This window comes from Pseudomonas sp. UMAB-08, assembly GCF_900095225.1.
In the GTDB taxonomy this organism is placed as follows: domain Bacteria; phylum Pseudomonadota; class Gammaproteobacteria; order Pseudomonadales; family Pseudomonadaceae; genus Aquipseudomonas.
The window spans coordinates 90,857-107,286 of record NZ_LT607415.1; the positions used below are offsets into that span (position 1 = coordinate 90,857).

Annotated in this window: 16 protein-coding genes; 14 read left to right on the plus strand and 2 right to left on the minus strand. The window is 58.3% G+C overall.

Annotated features, from left to right (window positions below; genetic code table 11):
- Window positions 1-44: 44 nt before the first annotated feature.
- The 14 genes from flhA (at window position 45) to K0F75_RS03550 (ending at window position 14,465) form a co-directional block, all read left to right on the plus strand.
- Window positions 45-2,174 carry a flagellar biosynthesis protein FlhA gene (flhA, locus tag K0F75_RS03485; protein WP_219060456.1) on the plus strand — a complete coding sequence of 710 codons (2,130 nt, stop codon included), beginning with the start codon at window positions 45-47 and terminating at the stop codon, window positions 2,172-2,174.
- Between the two features lie 11 nt (window positions 2,175-2,185).
- On the plus strand, window positions 2,186-3,508 hold the full coding sequence (gene flhF / locus K0F75_RS03490; RefSeq protein ID WP_219060457.1) for a flagellar biosynthesis protein FlhF: 1,323 nt from the start codon (window positions 2,186-2,188) through the stop codon (window positions 3,506-3,508).
- A 111-nt stretch (window positions 3,509-3,619) separates the two neighbouring features.
- A complete protein-coding gene (gene fleN / locus K0F75_RS03495; protein WP_219060458.1) occupies window positions 3,620-4,453 on the plus strand; it encodes a flagellar synthesis regulator FleN in 834 nt (277 codons plus the stop codon).
- The gene (gene fliA / locus K0F75_RS03500; protein ID WP_219060459.1) at window positions 4,450-5,190 is read left to right on the plus strand and encodes an RNA polymerase sigma factor FliA; all 741 of its coding nucleotides are present in this window, start codon (window positions 4,450-4,452) and stop codon (window positions 5,188-5,190) included. The genes fleN and fliA overlap by 4 nt, the downstream gene beginning before the upstream one ends.
- Before the next feature lie 263 nt (window positions 5,191-5,453).
- Window positions 5,454-5,828 carry a chemotaxis response regulator CheY gene (locus tag K0F75_RS03505; RefSeq protein WP_219060460.1) on the plus strand — a complete coding sequence of 125 codons (375 nt, stop codon included), beginning with the start codon at window positions 5,454-5,456 and terminating at the stop codon, window positions 5,826-5,828.
- Window positions 5,829-5,847: 19 nt separating this feature from the next.
- The gene (locus K0F75_RS03510; protein ID WP_219060461.1) at window positions 5,848-6,636 is read left to right on the plus strand and encodes a protein phosphatase CheZ; all 789 of its coding nucleotides are present in this window, start codon (window positions 5,848-5,850) and stop codon (window positions 6,634-6,636) included.
- Between the two features lie 33 nt (window positions 6,637-6,669).
- The gene (locus K0F75_RS03515) at window positions 6,670-8,895 is read left to right on the plus strand and encodes a chemotaxis protein CheA (protein WP_219060462.1); all 2,226 of its coding nucleotides are present in this window, start codon (window positions 6,670-6,672) and stop codon (window positions 8,893-8,895) included.
- 51 nt (window positions 8,896-8,946) lie between these two features.
- Window positions 8,947-10,107 carry a chemotaxis response regulator protein-glutamate methylesterase gene (locus tag K0F75_RS03520; RefSeq protein ID WP_219060463.1) on the plus strand — a complete coding sequence of 387 codons (1,161 nt, stop codon included), beginning with the start codon at window positions 8,947-8,949 and terminating at the stop codon, window positions 10,105-10,107.
- Window positions 10,107-10,847, plus strand: coding sequence for a flagellar motor protein (locus tag K0F75_RS03525; RefSeq protein WP_219060464.1), 741 nt, complete (start codon window positions 10,107-10,109; stop codon window positions 10,845-10,847). The genes K0F75_RS03520 and K0F75_RS03525 overlap by 1 nt, the downstream gene beginning before the upstream one ends.
- A gap of 10 nt (window positions 10,848-10,857) precedes the next feature.
- Window positions 10,858-11,745: a flagellar motor protein MotD gene (gene motD, locus K0F75_RS03530; protein ID WP_219060465.1), complete on the plus strand. Its 888-nt coding sequence runs from the start codon at window positions 10,858-10,860 to the stop codon at window positions 11,743-11,745.
- A gap of 44 nt (window positions 11,746-11,789) precedes the next feature.
- Window positions 11,790-12,578: a ParA family protein gene (locus tag K0F75_RS03535; protein WP_219060466.1), complete on the plus strand. Its 789-nt coding sequence runs from the start codon at window positions 11,790-11,792 to the stop codon at window positions 12,576-12,578.
- Window positions 12,579-12,683: 105 nt separating this feature from the next.
- Window positions 12,684-13,502, plus strand: a complete 819-nt coding sequence (locus K0F75_RS03540) for a CheW domain-containing protein (RefSeq protein WP_219060845.1) — start codon at window positions 12,684-12,686, stop codon at window positions 13,500-13,502.
- A 54-nt stretch (window positions 13,503-13,556) separates the two neighbouring features.
- Window positions 13,557-14,036: a chemotaxis protein CheW gene (locus K0F75_RS03545; protein WP_219060467.1), complete on the plus strand. Its 480-nt coding sequence runs from the start codon at window positions 13,557-13,559 to the stop codon at window positions 14,034-14,036.
- The gene (locus tag K0F75_RS03550; protein WP_219060468.1) at window positions 14,037-14,465 is read left to right on the plus strand and encodes a DUF2802 domain-containing protein; all 429 of its coding nucleotides are present in this window, start codon (window positions 14,037-14,039) and stop codon (window positions 14,463-14,465) included.
- Window positions 14,466-14,482: 17 nt separating this feature from the next.
- Here the strand turns inward: K0F75_RS03550 and K0F75_RS03555 are convergent, their stop codons facing one another.
- Both K0F75_RS03555 and K0F75_RS03560 read right to left on the minus strand, forming a co-directional pair.
- Window positions 14,483-14,806 (minus strand): EscU/YscU/HrcU family type III secretion system export apparatus switch protein, encoded by a 324-nt coding sequence (locus tag K0F75_RS03555; RefSeq protein ID WP_219060469.1) that lies wholly within the window; start codon window positions 14,804-14,806, stop codon window positions 14,483-14,485.
- Entirely contained in the window at window positions 14,806-16,383 is a 1,578-nt protein-coding gene (locus K0F75_RS03560; RefSeq protein ID WP_219060470.1) for a flagellar hook-length control protein FliK, read from the minus strand. The genes K0F75_RS03555 and K0F75_RS03560 overlap by 1 nt, the downstream gene beginning before the upstream one ends.
- Window positions 16,384-16,430 lie beyond the last annotated feature (47 nt).

The window sequence follows — 16,430 nt, forward strand, 5'->3', positions numbered from 1 at the left end:
TTGATGGCGTCAAAAGTTTGATTTAGCAGGCAGGAAAAGAATTGGTGGATCGCTCTCAATTAATCAACGCAGCACGCAGCAACCTGCTAGGCCTGGGTCGTGGGCAGCTGGGTGTGCCGTTGCTGCTGTTGGTCATGTTGGCAATGATGATGTTGCCGATGCCTCCCTTCCTGCTCGATGTGTTTTTCACGTTCAACATTGCGCTGTCGATCGTCGTCTTGCTGGTCTGCGTGTACGCCCTGCGACCACTGGACTTCTCTGTATTTCCCACTATTTTGCTGGTTGCCACGTTGTTGCGCCTGGCGCTGAACGTGGCGTCGACGCGGGTGGTCATGCTTCACGGTCAAGACGGTCACGCCGCTGCCGGTAAGGTGATTCAGGCCTTTGGTGAGGTGGTGATCGGTGGCAACTACGTCGTCGGTATCGTGGTTTTCGCGATTTTGATGATCATCAACTTCGTCGTTGTGACCAAAGGTGCCGGGCGGATTTCCGAAGTGAGTGCCCGCTTTACCCTCGATGCGATGCCCGGCAAACAGATGGCCATCGACGCAGACCTCAACGCAGGCTTGATCGATCAGCCAGAAGCAAAACGCCGCCGTCTGGAGGTCGCTCAAGAGGCTGAGTTCTATGGTTCGATGGACGGTGCCAGCAAATTCGTACGCGGTGATGCGATTGCCGGCCTGTTGATTCTGTTCATCAACCTGATTGGCGGCGTGGCCGTCGGTATTTTCCAGCACAACATGTCCTTCGCCGATGCCGGCAAGGTTTACGCGCTGTTGACCATTGGTGACGGTTTGGTGGCGCAATTGCCATCACTGCTGCTGTCCACCGCTGCGGCAATCATGGTGACCCGTGCTTCCGGTTCGGAAGAGATGGGCAAGCAGATTAATCGGCAGATGTTTGCGTCTCCCAAGGCGTTGGCCGTGGCCGCAGGCTTGATGATAGTCATGGGGCTGGTGCCGGGCATGCCCCACCTCTCCTTTATCAGTCTGGGGCTGGTGGCCGCTGGAGCTGCGTATCTGCTCTGGAAAAAACAGAACATGGTCAAGGTCAATGCGTTGCAAGAGGTCCAGCGCCAGCAGGACCTCTTGCCTTCACCAACGCGAGCTCAGGACTCAAAAGAACTCGGTTGGGATGATGTCACGCCGATCGACATGATTGGCCTGGAAGTGGGCTACCGCTTGATTCCTCTGGTGGATCGCAATCAGGGCGGTCAGCTCCTGGCGCGGATCAAGGGCGTACGTAAAAAGCTTTCCCAGGAGTTGGGCTTTTTGATGCCGACCGTGCATATCCGCGACAACCTTGATCTGGCGCCCAGCGCCTATCGTCTGACACTGATGGGTGTGACCCTGGCTGAAGCCGAGATTTACCCGGATCGCGAACTGGCGATCAATCCGGGGCAGGTCTTTGGCACGCTCAACGGGATTACCGCCAGGGACCCAGCGTTCGGTCTGGAGGCAGTGTGGATCGAAGTCAGTCTGCGGAGTCAGGCGCAATCGCTCGGTTACACCGTGGTGGATGCCAGCACAGTGGTGGCGACTCACCTCAATCAGATTCTGTACAAGCATTCTCATGAGCTGATTGGCCATGAAGAAGTTCAGCAATTGATGCAGTTATTGGCCAAAAGCTCGCCCAAACTGGCCGAAGAACTGGTGCCAGGTGTTCTTTCGCTCTCGGCATTGCTCAAGGTGTTGCAGGCGCTGCTTTCCGAACACGTCCCTGTCAGGGATATCCGCAGCATCGCAGAAGCCATCGCGAACGCGGCACCTCGGAGTCAAGATACTGCCGCGCTGGTCGCTGCGGTGCGTGTCGGGCTGTGTCGCGCTATCGTCCAAAGCATTGTAGGGGCTGAGCCGGAGCTGCCTGTCATCACCCTTGAGCCAAGATTGGAACAAATATTGCTAAATAGTCTTCAGAAGGCTGGTCAGGGTCAGGAAGAGGGCGTTCTTCTCGAGCCAAGCATGGCTGAAAAGCTCCAGCGTTCGTTGATTGATGCTGCCCAGCGCCAGGAAATGCAGGGTCAGCCAGTGATTTTGTTAGTCGCAGGCCCGGTTCGCGCCATGCTGTCACGATTTGGACGGTTGGCTGTACCGAACATGCATGTTCTGGCGTATCAGGAAATTCCTGACAATAAGCAAGTCACCATCGTCGCGACTGTCGGGCCCAACGGCTGAGGTAGTGAGTCATGCAAGTTAAGCGTTTTTTCGCCGCCGACATGCGTCAAGCCATGAAACTGGTTCGTGATGAGTTGGGCGCTGACGCCGCTATCATTGGCAACCGGCGGATTGCCGGTGGTGTAGAGCTGACTGCTGCCCTGGATTACAAGCTTTCCGCGCTGGCGCCGCGTGTGCCGAACATTGAGCTCGAAGACGAGTTGCGCAAAACCCAATCGCGCATCGTCTCGGCTCAGGCTGAACTCGGCACCCGTGGCGACAGTGATTCATCGATCAATCGCCAGCTTTACTCCGGCCTGCCGTTGACCGCTGGAGACTCGCACATCGAGCCTACGTTCAGCGAACCGCCACGTCCGGCCGCTCCGGCCCCATCCGCTGAGCCCGTCGCCGGGCATCATGCTTACGAGTCCATGCGGTTTGAATTGAACGGCCTGCGCGAACTGCTTGAAGTGCAACTTGGCTCGCTGGCCTGGAATCAACTGCAGGGTAGCCGGCCGCAGCAAGCCAACCTGTGGCGCCGCCTGCAACGCATTGGCCTGTCGGGTCCGTTGTCGCGGGACCTGTTGGCAATGATTACTGATATTGAAGAACCCCGTCAGGCGTGGCGCATGTTACTGGCCCACCTGGCACGGATGATTGTGACGCCCGACGTCGAACCTCTGGAAGAGGGTGGGGTGATCGCCATGGTCGGTCCGGCCGGCATGGGCAAGACCACGACGCTTGCGAAACTGGCCGCGCGGTATGTCTTGAAATATGGTCCGCAAAATATTGCACTGGTGAGCATGGACAGCTATCGGATTGGTGCCCAGGAACAACTGAAAACCCTGGGACGTATTCTCAATGTGCCGGTCACTCATATCGATCCGGGCCAGTCGCTTGGCCAGGCGCTTGAGCCATTGGTACGCAAGCGCGTGGTCTTGATCGACACCGCCGGCCTGCAGGCCAGCGATCCAGCGCTGCGCCTGCAGCTGGAAAGCCTCGCCGGGCGTGGTATCAAGGCGCGTAATTATCTGGTGCTGGCAACAACCAGCCAGAAACAGGTCCTTACTGCGGCATACCACAGCTACAAACGCTGCGGTCTGGCCGGCTGCATTCTCACCAAGCTGGATGAAACCGCCAGCTTGGGTGAGGTGTTAAGCCTGGCAATCAGTCATGAATTACCGGTGGCCTATCTGACGGATGGGCCACGGATACCGGATGATTTGCACTTGCCGCGCCGGCACCAATTGGTGAGTCGAGCGGTCAGTGTGCAAATGCAGGAAGAGCCGAGCGAGGAAGCTATGGCGGATATGTTCGCGGATCTTTATCACAGCCCGAACAAAAGGGTTGGGTAAAGCAAGACACTGGAATGTACCTACATCATGGTCTGCCTTGCTTTGTTCTCTCAACGAACTCGCAGTCAGTAATGTGGCCTCGGTCTAAGCAACACAAGGTAAAGAAATAACATGGGCAGCATGCATCCCGTACAGGTTATCGCGGTGACCGGTGGCAAAGGTGGCGTCGGCAAGACCAACGTGTCAGTGAATCTATCACTGGCTCTGGCTGAGCTCGGTCGGCGCGTCATGCTGCTGGATGCCGACCTGGGTCTGGCTAATGTCGATGTGTTACTCGGCTTGACCCCCAAACGTACCCTCGCCGACGTTATCGAAGGACGCTGCGAGCTTCGCGACGTGCTGCTTCAGGGCCCGGGCGGGATTCGTATCGTGCCGGCTGCGTCCGGCACCCAGAGCATGGTTCACCTGACGCCAGCACAGCATGCCGGGCTGATCCAGGCGTTCAGTGATATCGGCGATAACCTCGATGTGCTGGTGATTGACACAGCCGCGGGCATCGGTGAATCGGTCGTCAGCTTCGTGCGCGCTGCCCAGGAAGTATTGCTGGTGGTGTGTGATGAGCCGACCTCGATCACCGACGCTTACGCGCTGATCAAGCTGCTCAACCGCGATTACGGGATGAATCGCTTCCGGGTGCTTGCCAACATGGCACAAAGCCCTCAGGAAGGCCGCAATCTGTTCGCCAAGTTGACCAAGGTCACTGATCGCTTCCTGGATGTCGCCCTACAATACGTCGGCGCCGTGCCTTACGACGAATGCGTGCGCAAAGCCGTGCAGAAGCAGCGCGCCGTGTATGAAGCGTTCCCGCGCTCGAAGTGCTCCCTGGCATTCAAAGCCATCGCGCAGAAAGTCGACACGTGGCCGTTGCCGGCCAACCCGCGCGGGCATCTGGAATTTTTCGTTGAGCGGCTCGTACATCCAGCGAGTGCAGGACCGGTGCTATGACAGCCAGCGGCTATCGCATGTACAGCAAGGCGTCAAAAGACTCCCAGTACGAGCTGATCGAGCGTTATGCGCCGCTGGTCAAACGCATCGCTTATCACTTGCTGGCGCGTTTGCCAGCCAGTGTGCAGGTCGAGGACCTGATCCAGGCAGGCATGATCGGCCTGCTGGAAGTCTCGACCAAGTACGACGCCACCAAGGGTGCGAGTTTCGAGACCTATGCCGGGATTCGTATTCGTGGCGCCATGCTCGATGAAGTGCGCAAGGGCGATTGGGCCCCGCGTTCGGTGCATCGCAATACACGCATGGTCAGTGACGCAATTCGGGCAATTGAAGCTAAAACCGGTCGTGACGCTAAAGATCACGAAGTTGCGGCCGAACTCCAATTGAGTCTCGATGATTATTACGGGATTTTGAATGACACCTTGGGCAGCCGACTGTTCAGTTTCGACGATCTGTTGCAGGACGGCGAACATGAAGGGCTGCACGAGGACGGCGCAAGCGCTCACCTTGAGCCGTCGCGCGATCTGGAAGATGAACGCTTCCAGGCTGCGTTGGCAGATGCGATAGCCAATTTGCCGGAGCGTGAGCGACTGGTGTTGGCGCTGTACTACGACGAGGAGCTGAACCTCAAGGAAATTGGTGAGGTGTTGGGGGTCAGCGAGTCGCGGGTCAGCCAGTTACACAGCCAGTGCGCAGCTCGTTTGCGAGGGCGTTTGGGGGAATGGCGAGCGCGTTGACAGACAGTGCGTGGCCCTTGGTGGTTTCGCGCTATCTGCAGGCCGGCTGTGCAAAGCGTTGCGTGCGAAGAAGATAAGACTAGGCAGGAGCCGGTCAGTCAGGGTCCTGTAAGGCCTGATGTGCCAGCGTCCCGACCTGTTGATTTACCAAGCTCGTCGTCGTTTTCGTGCAGCCGTTGTGTGCTGCGCCGGTTTTTGATTGAACAGCGTATTCAGGTGCTGAATGCGTTAAAGACTGCTTGGAGGTCGAATTGAACAAGAACATGAAAATCCTCATCGTTGATGACTTCTCAACGATGCGGCGGATCATAAAAAACCTGTTGCGTGACCTGGGGTTTACCAATACGGCTGAAGCGGATGACGGGACTACCGCGTTGCCGATGCTGCAAAGCGGGAGCTTCGACTTTTTGGTGACTGACTGGAACATGCCTGGCATGTCCGGCATCGATCTGTTGCGTCATGTGCGTGCAGATGAACGCCTCAAGCATCTACCGGTGTTGATGGTAACGGCTGAAGCCAAGCGTGATCAGATCATCGAAGCCGCTCAGGCTGGTGTGAACGGTTATGTGGTCAAGCCTTTCACGGCTCAAGTGCTGAAAGAAAAGATCGAAAAGATCTTCGAGCGCGTCAATAGCTGATGTTTGCCGCGAGGGCTCTATGGAGCACACAGAATCGTCATCGGGCGACTTTGAGTCGACCCTGAAAAAACACGCACACGAGTTGGTCGATAGCCTTGAAAAGGGCCGGTTCGGCGATGCGGCGCAACTGATTAATGAGCTTAACAAGGCCCGCGACAGCGGCCTGTATCAAGAAGTCGGCAAACTTACCCGCGAACTGCACAGTGCGATCGTCAACTTTCAGATTGACCCGAACACGCCGCAAGCCGAAGAAGTCTCGCAGATCAATGATGCTACCGAGCGGCTGTCCTATGTGGTCAGGCTGACCGAGGCAGCGGCCAACCGCACCATGGATCTGGTGGAACTCAGTACACCGTTGGTGAACGGAGTTGGCGCCGAGGCTGCAGCCCTGAGTGCCGATTGGGGACGCTTCATGCGTCGCGAAGTCGGTGCTGAAGAATTTCGTGAACTGGCCCGACGTGTCGATGGTTTTTTGACGCGCAGCGAAAAGGAAACCCGGGAAGTGTCGGGCCACCTCAACGATATTTTGCTGGCTCAGGATTACCAGGACCTTACCGGTCAGGTGATCAAGCGCGTGACCCAGTTGGTTACGGAAGTTGAAAGCAACCTGCTCAAGCTGGTGCTGATGGCCAGTCAGGTCGATCGCTTTGCCGGGATCGAACATGACCATCAATCGATGCGCGCAGAAAAAGAACAAGAAAAACATCTGTCTCAGGGTGAAGGTCCGCAGATTCATGCCGATAAGCGTGATGACGTTGTGTCCGGACAGGATGATGTTGACGATCTGCTATCCAGCCTGGGCTTCTAGGTCGGTTGATGGTTAATTTTAGGGAGCACCCCAATGAGCTTCGGCGCCGATGAAGAAATCCTTCAGGATTTTCTGGTAGAGGCCGGCGAGATTCTCGAGCTATTGTCCGAGCAGCTGGTCGAGCTGGAAAGCCGACCAGATGATGCGGAATTGCTCAATGCAATTTTTCGCGGTTTTCACACTGTAAAAGGGGGCGCCGGCTTCCTCCAGCTCCATGAGCTGGTGGAGTGCTGCCACATCGCCGAGAACGTCTTCGACATCCTGCGCAAGGGTGAGCGGCGGGTCGACTCGGAATTGATGGACGTGGTCCTTGAAGCATTGGATGCGGTCAATGGCATGTTCACTGAAGTGCGTGAGCGCACTACGGTGACCCCGGCCACGCCCGAATTGCTGGCTGCATTAGCACGACTGGCAGCGCCAGCATCTGCCGATGAGATCGCTGCGACAGCGCCCGTCAGCGTCGAAGAGCCACCTGCTGAGGCTGCAGGCGACATCACCGATAACGAATTCGAACAACTGCTCGATTCGCTCAACGCCGTCAAGGCGCAAGCGGCCGCGTCAGCCGCTGCGCCCGCGGCGGTTGCGATGCCTGCTATTGACCCCAATGCCAGCGACGAGATCAGTGATGCTGAATTCGAATCGCTGCTTGATCAGTTGCACGGGAAAGGCCAGTTCGCCGCCGATGCCGCGCCTGTTCAGGCTGCGCCTGTGGCAACCGCGGCAGCGAGCAATGAGATCACCGACGACGAATTCGAAGCACTGCTCGATCAGTTGCACGGAAAAGGTTCGTTCGTAGCCGATGCACTGGAGCCTGCGGTACTGGCTCCAGTGGCCGTCGCCAAGGCGCCTGCAAGTGCTCCGGGCGGCGATCAAATCTCCGATCACGAATTCGAAGCGTTGCTTGATGAGCTGCATGGCAAAGGCAAGTTTGAGCCTGATGCCGTTGTGGCAGCGGTTGCTCCAGCACCAGTCGTGGCTAAAGCCGCCGTGGTGAAGGCGTCTGCGCCTGCGCCGGCCAAGGCTATTGCTGCAGCCCCAGCCCCGGCCAAAGCGCCGGTGCCGGTGCCGGAGAAGCACGCGGCGTCTGAAGCCGAAACCACGGTGCGGGTCGACACCGCACGCCTCGACGAAATCATGAACATGGTCGGCGAGTTGGTGTTGGTGCGTAACCGCTTGGTTCGCCTGGGCCTCAACAGTGGCGACGAAGCCATGTCCAAGGCAGTGTCGAACCTTGACGTGGTCACGGCTGATCTGCAGACCGCGGTGATGAAAACCCGCATGCAGCCGATCAAGAAGGTCTTCGGGCGCTTCCCGCGTCTGGTCCGCGACCTTGCACGTCAGCTGAAGAAAGAGATCAATCTGGAACTGGTCGGCGAAGAAACCGACCTGGATAAAAACCTGGTCGAGGCGCTGGCCGATCCGCTGGTCCACTTGGTACGCAACGCCGTCGACCACGGCATCGAAACCCCGGAAGAGCGTGACGCGGCGGGCAAGCCTCGGTGTGGTCGTGTGATTCTGGCGGCCGAACAGGAAGGCGACCACATCCTGCTGTCGATCTCCGATGACGGCAAGGGCATGGACGCCAACGTGTTACGTGCCATCGCCGTGAAGCGTGGGGTGATGGACAAGGACGCTGCGGATCGCTTGAGCGAAACCGATTGCTACAACCTGATCTTCGCGCCGGGCTTCTCGACCAAGACCGAGATTTCTGACGTGTCCGGACGCGGCGTGGGCATGGACGTGGTGAAAACCAAGATCGCCCAACTCAATGGCTCGATCAACATCTACTCGACCAAGGGCCAGGGTTCGAAGATCGTCATCAAGGTGCCGTTGACCCTGGCAATCATGCCGACCCTGATGGTGATGCTGGGCAATCAGGCTTTTGCCTTCCCGCTGGTCAACGTAAATGAGATTTTCCACCTCGACCTGTCGCGGACCAACGTCGTCGACGGCCAGGAAGTGGTCATCGTGCGCGACAAGGCTTTGCCACTGTTCTATCTCAAGCGTTGGCTGGTCGCCAAGGCCGCTCACGAAGAGCAGCGCGAAGGTCATGTTGTGATCCTGTCGGTCGGCACGCAGCGTATCGGTTTTGTCGTCGATCAGTTGGTGGGCCAGGAAGAAGTCGTCATCAAGCCGCTGGGCAAAATGCTTCAGGGAACACCGGGTATGTCGGGCGCCACCATTACCGGTGACGGTCGAATTGCCTTGATTCTCGATGTACCAAGCATGCTCAAGCGTTACGCTGCACGGCGTATTTGATTCTGGGGCTGCGGGCCGCTTTTGGTGCCCGCAGCACCTAATGGAGTGTTTATGGCAGTCAAGGTCCTGGTGGTGGATGATTCAGGTTTCTTCCGCCGCCGCGTCTCGGAAATTCTTTCTGCGGACCCGAATATCCAGATAGTCGGCACGGCGACTAACGGCAAAGAAGCCATCGAGCAAGCGCTCGCGCTGAAGCCCGATGTGATTACCATGGATTACGAGATGCCGATGATGGATGGCATCACGGCAGTGCGTCACATCATGCAGCGCATTCCGACACCGGTCTTGATGTTCTCCTCGCTGACCCATGAAGGTGCCCGGGTTACGCTGGATGCGCTGGATGCGGGGGCGGTCGATTTCCTGCCCAAAAACTTCGAAGACATCTCGCGCAACCCCGAAAAGGTCAAACAGCTGCTGTGCGAGAAAATCCACACTATTTCCCGCAGCAACCGTCGTTTCACGGGATACAGCACTCCGACGCCGCAGGCGGCTGCGCCATCGGGCGCCAGTTCCGCGCTGTCCACGGCCAGCAGCACCTTGAGTGGCGGGTCGACGACTTCTCGTGCTGTACCCGTGCGTTCGGCGGCTTCGCCGACAAGCGCTTCCTCGACGTACGTGCCAGCGCATGCTTCGCCTGCTCCAAAGCGCAAGGCGTACAAGCTGGTGGCAATCGGTACATCAACGGGTGGCCCTGTGGCATTGCAGCGCGTGTTAACGCAACTGCCCGCCAGCTTCCCTGCACCTATCGTTCTGATCCAGCACATGCCGGCAGCGTTCACCAAGGCATTCGCCGAGCGCCTGGACAAGCTGTGCCAGATCAGTGTCAAAGAAGCCGAAGACGGTGATATTTTGCGTCCGGGCCTGGCATTGCTGGCCCCTGGCGGCAAACAAATGATGATCGATGGTCGTGGCGCGGTGAAGATCCTGCCCGGCGACGAGCGCTTGAATTACAAACCCTGTGTGGATATTACCTTCGGTTCTGCAGCCAAATCCTACGGCGACAAGGTGTTGGCGGTGGTACTGACTGGCATGGGGGCCGATGGTCGCGAAGGTGCTCGCCTGCTCAAGCAGGGTGGCAGCCATATCTGGGCGCAGGATGAGGCAAGCTGTGTGATTTATGGCATGCCCATGGCGATCGTCAAAGCTGACCTGGCGGATGCGGTGTACAGCCTGGACGAGATTGGCAAGCATTTGGTCGAGGCTTGTCTCTGATGGATGTGCTGAGCCTGATTGGGATCATCCTGGCGTTTGTCGCCATCATCGGCGGCAATTACCTGGAAGGCGGACACCTGAGCGCATTGCTCAATGGTCCGGCGGCCTTGATCGTGCTGGGCGGTACTCTGGCGGCGTCGCTGCTGCAGTCGCCCATGAGCTCATTTATGCGCGCCCTGCAGATTGTTGGCTGGATTCTGTTTCCGCCACGCATCGACTTGCCGGGCGGTATCGACCGTGTCGTCAACTGGAGCCTGACTGCGCGCAAGGAAGGGTTGCTCGGGCTTGAAGCCATCGCCGACGGGGAGCCCGATACCTATTCGCGCAAAGGCTTGCAGCTGCTGGTCGATGGTGCTGAGCCCGAAGCGATTCGGAGCATTCTGGAAGTGGACTTCATGACCCAGGAAGCACGCGATATTCAAGCGGCCAAGGTTTTTGAAAGCATGGGTGGCTACGCTCCGACCATCGGCATCATCGGTGCGGTCATGGGCTTGATCCATGTGATGGGCAACCTTGCCGACCCGAGTCAGTTGGGCAGCGGGATTGCCGTGGCATTCGTCGCGACCATTTACGGGGTGGCTTCAGCCAACCTGATTTTGCTGCCGATCGCGAGCAAGCTCAAAGCGATTGCCCTGCGTCAGTCGCGTTATCGCGAGATGTTGCTCGAAGGCATTTTATCCATCGCCGAGGGCGAGAACCCGCGCTCGATCGAATTGAAGCTGCAAGGGTTCATGGAGTGATGCAATAGCCATGGCCCGCCGTCGCCGCCCCGAAGAGCATGAAAACCACGAACGTTGGCTGGTGTCTTACGCAGACTTCATCACCTTGCTGTTTGCTTTTTTTGTGGTGATGTATTCGATTTCATCGCTCAACGAGGGCAAGTACAAGGTGCTGTCGCAGGCCTTGAATGGTGTCTTCAGCGATGCCGAGCGCAGTCTCAAACCGATTCCTATCGGTAACGAGCGGCCACTGTCGATCAGGCCGTCAGAGCCGGTTATCAAGGACAGCGAAGAGGTCGATGCGGGCTTGTCGTCAAGCTCGGTTGACCCGCTGCAGGCGATTTCGGACGACGTGCGCAATGGCTTTGGCGATTTGATCAAGTCCAATCAGTTGACGGTCCGCGGCAATGAGCTGTGGATTGAGATCGAGCTCAACTCCAGTCTGTTGTTCGGTAGCGGCGATGCCATGCCCAGCGACATGGCGTTCAATATCATCGAGAAGGTCGCGAAGATTTTGCATCCCTTCGATAACCCGGTGCACGTTGAAGGCTTCACCGATGACCAGCCGATCCGCACGGCGCAGTACCCGACCAACTGGGAGTTGTCCTCGGCGCGGGCGGCAAGCATCGTGCGCATGCTGGCGATGGATGGGGTTAACCCGGCACGCATGGCATCGGTGGGTTACGGCGAGTTTCAGCCGGTGGCTTCAAATACAACGGCCGAAGGGCGTGCCCATAACCGGCGCGTGGTGCTGGTGATTTCACGCAATCTGGAGGTACGCCGCAGCCTTACAGGCTCCGGCACTGCCAATGCAAAACCGGATGCCGCGTTGAGGCGTGCTGGCACACAAACTGCACCGACCCATCGTACGCAGCCGGTAAGTGGGAACGCCGTCAATTCCCCGTCACCCGCCTTATAGTCAATTCTCGGTATGGCAAACGTCATGTCGGGAGGAAAAGCACAATGAGAGTCTGGGCAGTAGCCAATCAAAAAGGTGGCGTCGGTAAGACCACCTCTTCCATCGCTTTAGCCGGCTTGCTGGCAGAGGCGGGCAAGCGCGTGGTCGTTGTCGATCTCGACCCTCATGGTTCCATGACCAGTTACTTCGGGCATAACCCCGACACGCTGGAACACAGCGCTTACGACCTGTTTCTGCACAAAGGGGTCGTGCCTGATGGTCTGCCGGGTCAGTTGCTCTTGCCTACCAGCGATGAGCGCATTTCCCTGCTGCCATCAAGTACAGCGCTGGCGGTGCTGGAGCGTCAGTCGCCGGGGCAAAGTGGCCTGGGGCTGGTGATTGCCAAAAGCCTGGCCCAGCTGTGGCAGGATTTTGATTACGCCATCATCGACAGCCCGCCATTACTTGGCGTGTTGATGGTCAATGCTTTGGCGGCCAGTCAGCAGTTGGTCATTCCAGTGCAAACCGAATTCCTTGCGGTCAAGGGCCTTGAACGCATGGTCAGCACGCTGGCGATGATCAATCGTTCGCGCAAACAGGCACTGCCTTACACCATCGTTCCGACCTTGTTCGACCGCCGCACGCAGGCGTCCATGAGCACCTTGAGGGTGCTGCGCGACAACTACCCGGAAAACATCTGGAAGGCGTATGTGCCAGTGGACACGCGTCTGCGCGACGCCAGCCGGGCCGGGTTGACGCCTTCGCAGTTCGACAACAAAAGTCGTGGCGTGGTGGCCTATCGGGCGCTGCTCAAAGACCTGCTTTCCCAGCAACTTGTTGCTCAGGTCGCTTGAGGTGTTTGTGCATGACTCTCGGACACATTCAAGTCGGGCGCCAGCGCAGCCGATAACAAGAAACAGTGAAGGTTATTTCTACGGAACTCGTTTATGGGCACCCTTATGAGCCGCCCTGTCGATATAGCAACACGGCCACAATTGGCGCTGCAGTCTTATCTGGATGCCCTGCTGCAGGAAGCGACTGAAGAGCTGACGCTCAGCTCCAGTCTTGACGAATTCCAGGCGGCGGTCCTTGAAGAGCAGGCTCGCGATGCTGTGGTTCGCGTGGCGCTCGATTCGCCAGTGGTTGCGGTTGTCGCACCTGTGCCGGTTGCCGTTATCGCCGACGTTGCACCGTTGGAACCTGTTTTAAAATCGGTTGAGACCCCGGCTGTGGCCTTGGTTGAACCTGTGGTGGAGGTGCATCTTGCGGCCGGTCATCGCACGCCGCCGCCATCGTCTGCTGACGGTAGGCCGGCATGGGCTGCCGAACCGTTCGAATGCCTGTTATTCGATGTCGCCGGGCTGACCCTGGCCGTTCCGTTGGTGTGTCTGGGCTCGATTTATTCACTGGCAGGGCAGGAGTTGACGCCGCTGTTCGGTCAGCCGAACTGGTTTCTTGGCATTCTGCCCAGTCAGAGCGGCAACCTGAAGGTGCTCGATACCGCACGTTGGGTCATGCCGGACCGTTATCGCGACGATTTACGTCAGGGCCTGCAATACGTTATCTCGGTTCAAGGCTATGAGTGGGGGCTGGCGGTGCATCAGGTCAGCCGCTCGTTGCGCCTGGACCCGAACGAAATCAAATGGCGCACCCACCGCGGCCAGCGTCCCTGGCTGGCGGGCACAGTGATCGAACATATGTGCGCGCTGTTGGATGTTTCCGAATTGGCCGAGCTGATAGCCAGTGGCGCGGTCAAGCAAATGCACACCATCAAATAATCACAGGGCGGTGCAAAGCACCGTCTGCACAGCACACACTTGAGGGGTTAGGGTATGAATAGGTCGTCAGCACAGGGTTCCGAAGATCCTATCCTGCAGTGGGTTACCTTCCGTCTGGACAACGAGTCTTACGGCATCAACGTGATGCAGGTTCAGGAAGTGCTGCGCTATACCGAAATCGCTCCTGTGCCAGGCGCACCAAGCTATGTGCTGGGGATCATCAACCTGCGCGGCAACGTGGTGACCGTGATCGATACTCGTCAGCGCTTCGGCCTGGACCCGGTAGAAGTCAGTGACAACACCCGCGTCGTGATCATCGAAGCCGACAAGCAAGTGGTCGGGATTCTGGTTGATAGCGTGGCCGAAGTGGTTTACCTGCGTCAGTCCGAAGTCGAAACTGCGCCGAACGTAGGTAATGATGAGTCCGCCAAGTTTATTCAGGGCGTGTGCAACAAAAACGGTGAATTGCTGATCCTCGTCGAGCTGGACAAGATGATGTCCGAAGAAGAGTGGTCCGATCTGGAGAACATCTGATTGATTTTAGAGGTTGCTGTCATTTTTCTGGGCCTTCTCTGGGCGTTGTCGCTGGTGCTGTTCCTTGCGTACAGCAAGCGCCAGCGGTTGTTGGTTGCGCAGCAGGTCGAGGATGACGTGTTGCGCGATCAACGGCTCAAAGAGCTGGCCAGGCGCCTGGATGACTACCAGAGCGGCACCATTCGCATGGGTGAAGACCTGCACGAACTGCGCGCGGTGGTTGGGCCCTTGCCTGACAAATTGATCCAGCTCGAACAGCGCGACCCTTCCAGCCTGTCGTTTGCCCAGGCAGCACGACTGGTCGGCATGGGCGCGAGTGCCGATGAACTGACCCAGTCGTGTGGCCTGACTCAGGCGGAAGCTCGGCTCATGAGCAAAATGCACCAGTCGCCAGGGCGCAGGTTGGGCATGGAAGAGTCCGATAACTAAACCGTGCTGCGTCGTTTTCAGGCAGTCGGCGTTATATCTCTTTCCACGGGCGGTGCATCTGGATCCTGCCCTTCGGGAAATTTGCCTTTGAGGTGCCAGGCGAACGCAATGATTTCGGCGATGGTGCGGTACAGGGCCTCGGGAATGCTGTCGCCCAGCTCCATGCGAGCCAGTAATTTGACGAGCTCGGCATTCTCATAGATAGGCACGTCATATTCCCGGGCGATGGCCAGGATCGCCTCGGCCAGTTGGTCATTGCCTTTGGCGGTAAGCGTCGGGGCGTGTTGTCCGTCGTAGCTGAGGGCGATTGCCTGGCGCGGAGTGTGTTCGGGAGGGGTCATCAGGCGGTCTCGTCGATCCAGCGTTGTTCCAGGGCGGTGCGCGGCCCTTGTGGCGGCGTGCCCTGACGGCACGCCAGTTCGCCCACGGTCAGACCTGATGCGATCAAGCGCTCGCGCAGGTGGTCCAGTTCTCGGGCAATCAGGTTCGCGCTTTCAGCGCGTTCGGCCCATAGCTGACTGGACAGGCTGCCTCTGATCAATTGTGCCTGGACCTGTAATGGCCCCAGTGGCTCAAGATCAAACGCCAGTTCAACCCGCCACAGTTTTTCCTTCGCAGGCTTGACGGTATTGTCGTCCTTGTCGGCTGGCTCGTCCTTGTCCGGCGTTTCTTCACGCTGCAATTTGACCTGCAAAGGCACGATGTCCTGCAGGTTGCGCATGGGTATTTCCAACTGCCAGGTGGTCAATTGAGTTCCGTCGGCGGTCGTGCGGGTCTGCTCCAGGCCTGACAGTTGATGGCTTTGCAGGCGCGACACGGCGGCGGCGGCAAGTTTGAGCAGGGTCTCCAGGTCTTCGCCGCGTTCCCCATTCATGTTGCGCGTGGGCAGGGGGAAGCTACTCGGTTGCGCGCGAGGACTGACCAGGCCCAGCGTGCCCAAGGCGCTACGGATCATGCTGGGCATGACGCGAGCCAAGGTATTGGCGGCTGCAGCTGCGTCGTAATTACTGTTGCCGGGCAGACCGGGAAGAATTTGCGCTATCAGGCGCATCAGGTTGGCCTTCAAGTCCGGGGCTGCGGCGGGGTTCTGACCACTGAGTAATTTGGCTTCAAGGAACAGTCCGCTGCCGTTCAACGCCTGCGCGAGCGCTTTTGGGTCTGCGAGTTGACGGATATCCGGCAGGTCGTCCAGCAGGGTCTCGATGCTGGCACGCAGGTTTGGTGGCAGATCGCCGTCTTGCTGGACGGTTTGCAGCGCTTTGATCAGCCCGTCCAGCGAACCTTGGCGGCTTTGCTGAACGCTCAGTTGTTGCGCAACTGCCAACTGGTCGAGCCGACCACTCAGTGGGACGAAGTTCAGCGCCTGCGTCCCCTGGACTTGCGCACTGAGCAGGCTGCCGACGGTCAACGGCTTCGGGCTGTCCACTGTCAGGCTGGCACCGGCCAGCAGGGTGTTGAGCAAGCTGATTACGTTCCGATACAGCGCCGGTTGGCCAGCGCTTTGCGCAAGCGCCTGGCTGCTCATTACGGTGCCCTGTAACAAGGTGCCAACCGGTAATTGTTTGGTGTCGATACTCGTCAGGCTGGCGACGGCGGCGCTCAAGCTTTGCTGCACAGTGATTGCCAGGCTGCTCGGCGTTGGCTGGGTGACGATCAGGTTGGCGCCGGCGGGTAGAGGCTGCTGGCTGATGGCCTCTACCAATGCTTGGCGGCCACCGTCCAGCGTCAGCCGCATCAGCACTTGAAACGCCTGATCGACCGGTTTCAGGTTCACGACTTCGGCCTTGACTGACTCGCCAGCGGCCAGCAAACCGTCCACAGGTTGTATCAATTTGAGAATTTCATTCGGCGTGATGCCCGCTTTCACCAGAACGGCGGTCGGGGCAAGCGGTGCAAGGCTGCTGATGTCGCCTGTCATTGGTTACAACCTGTCGAAATTGCCCTCTTGGTATCAGGACATGACAT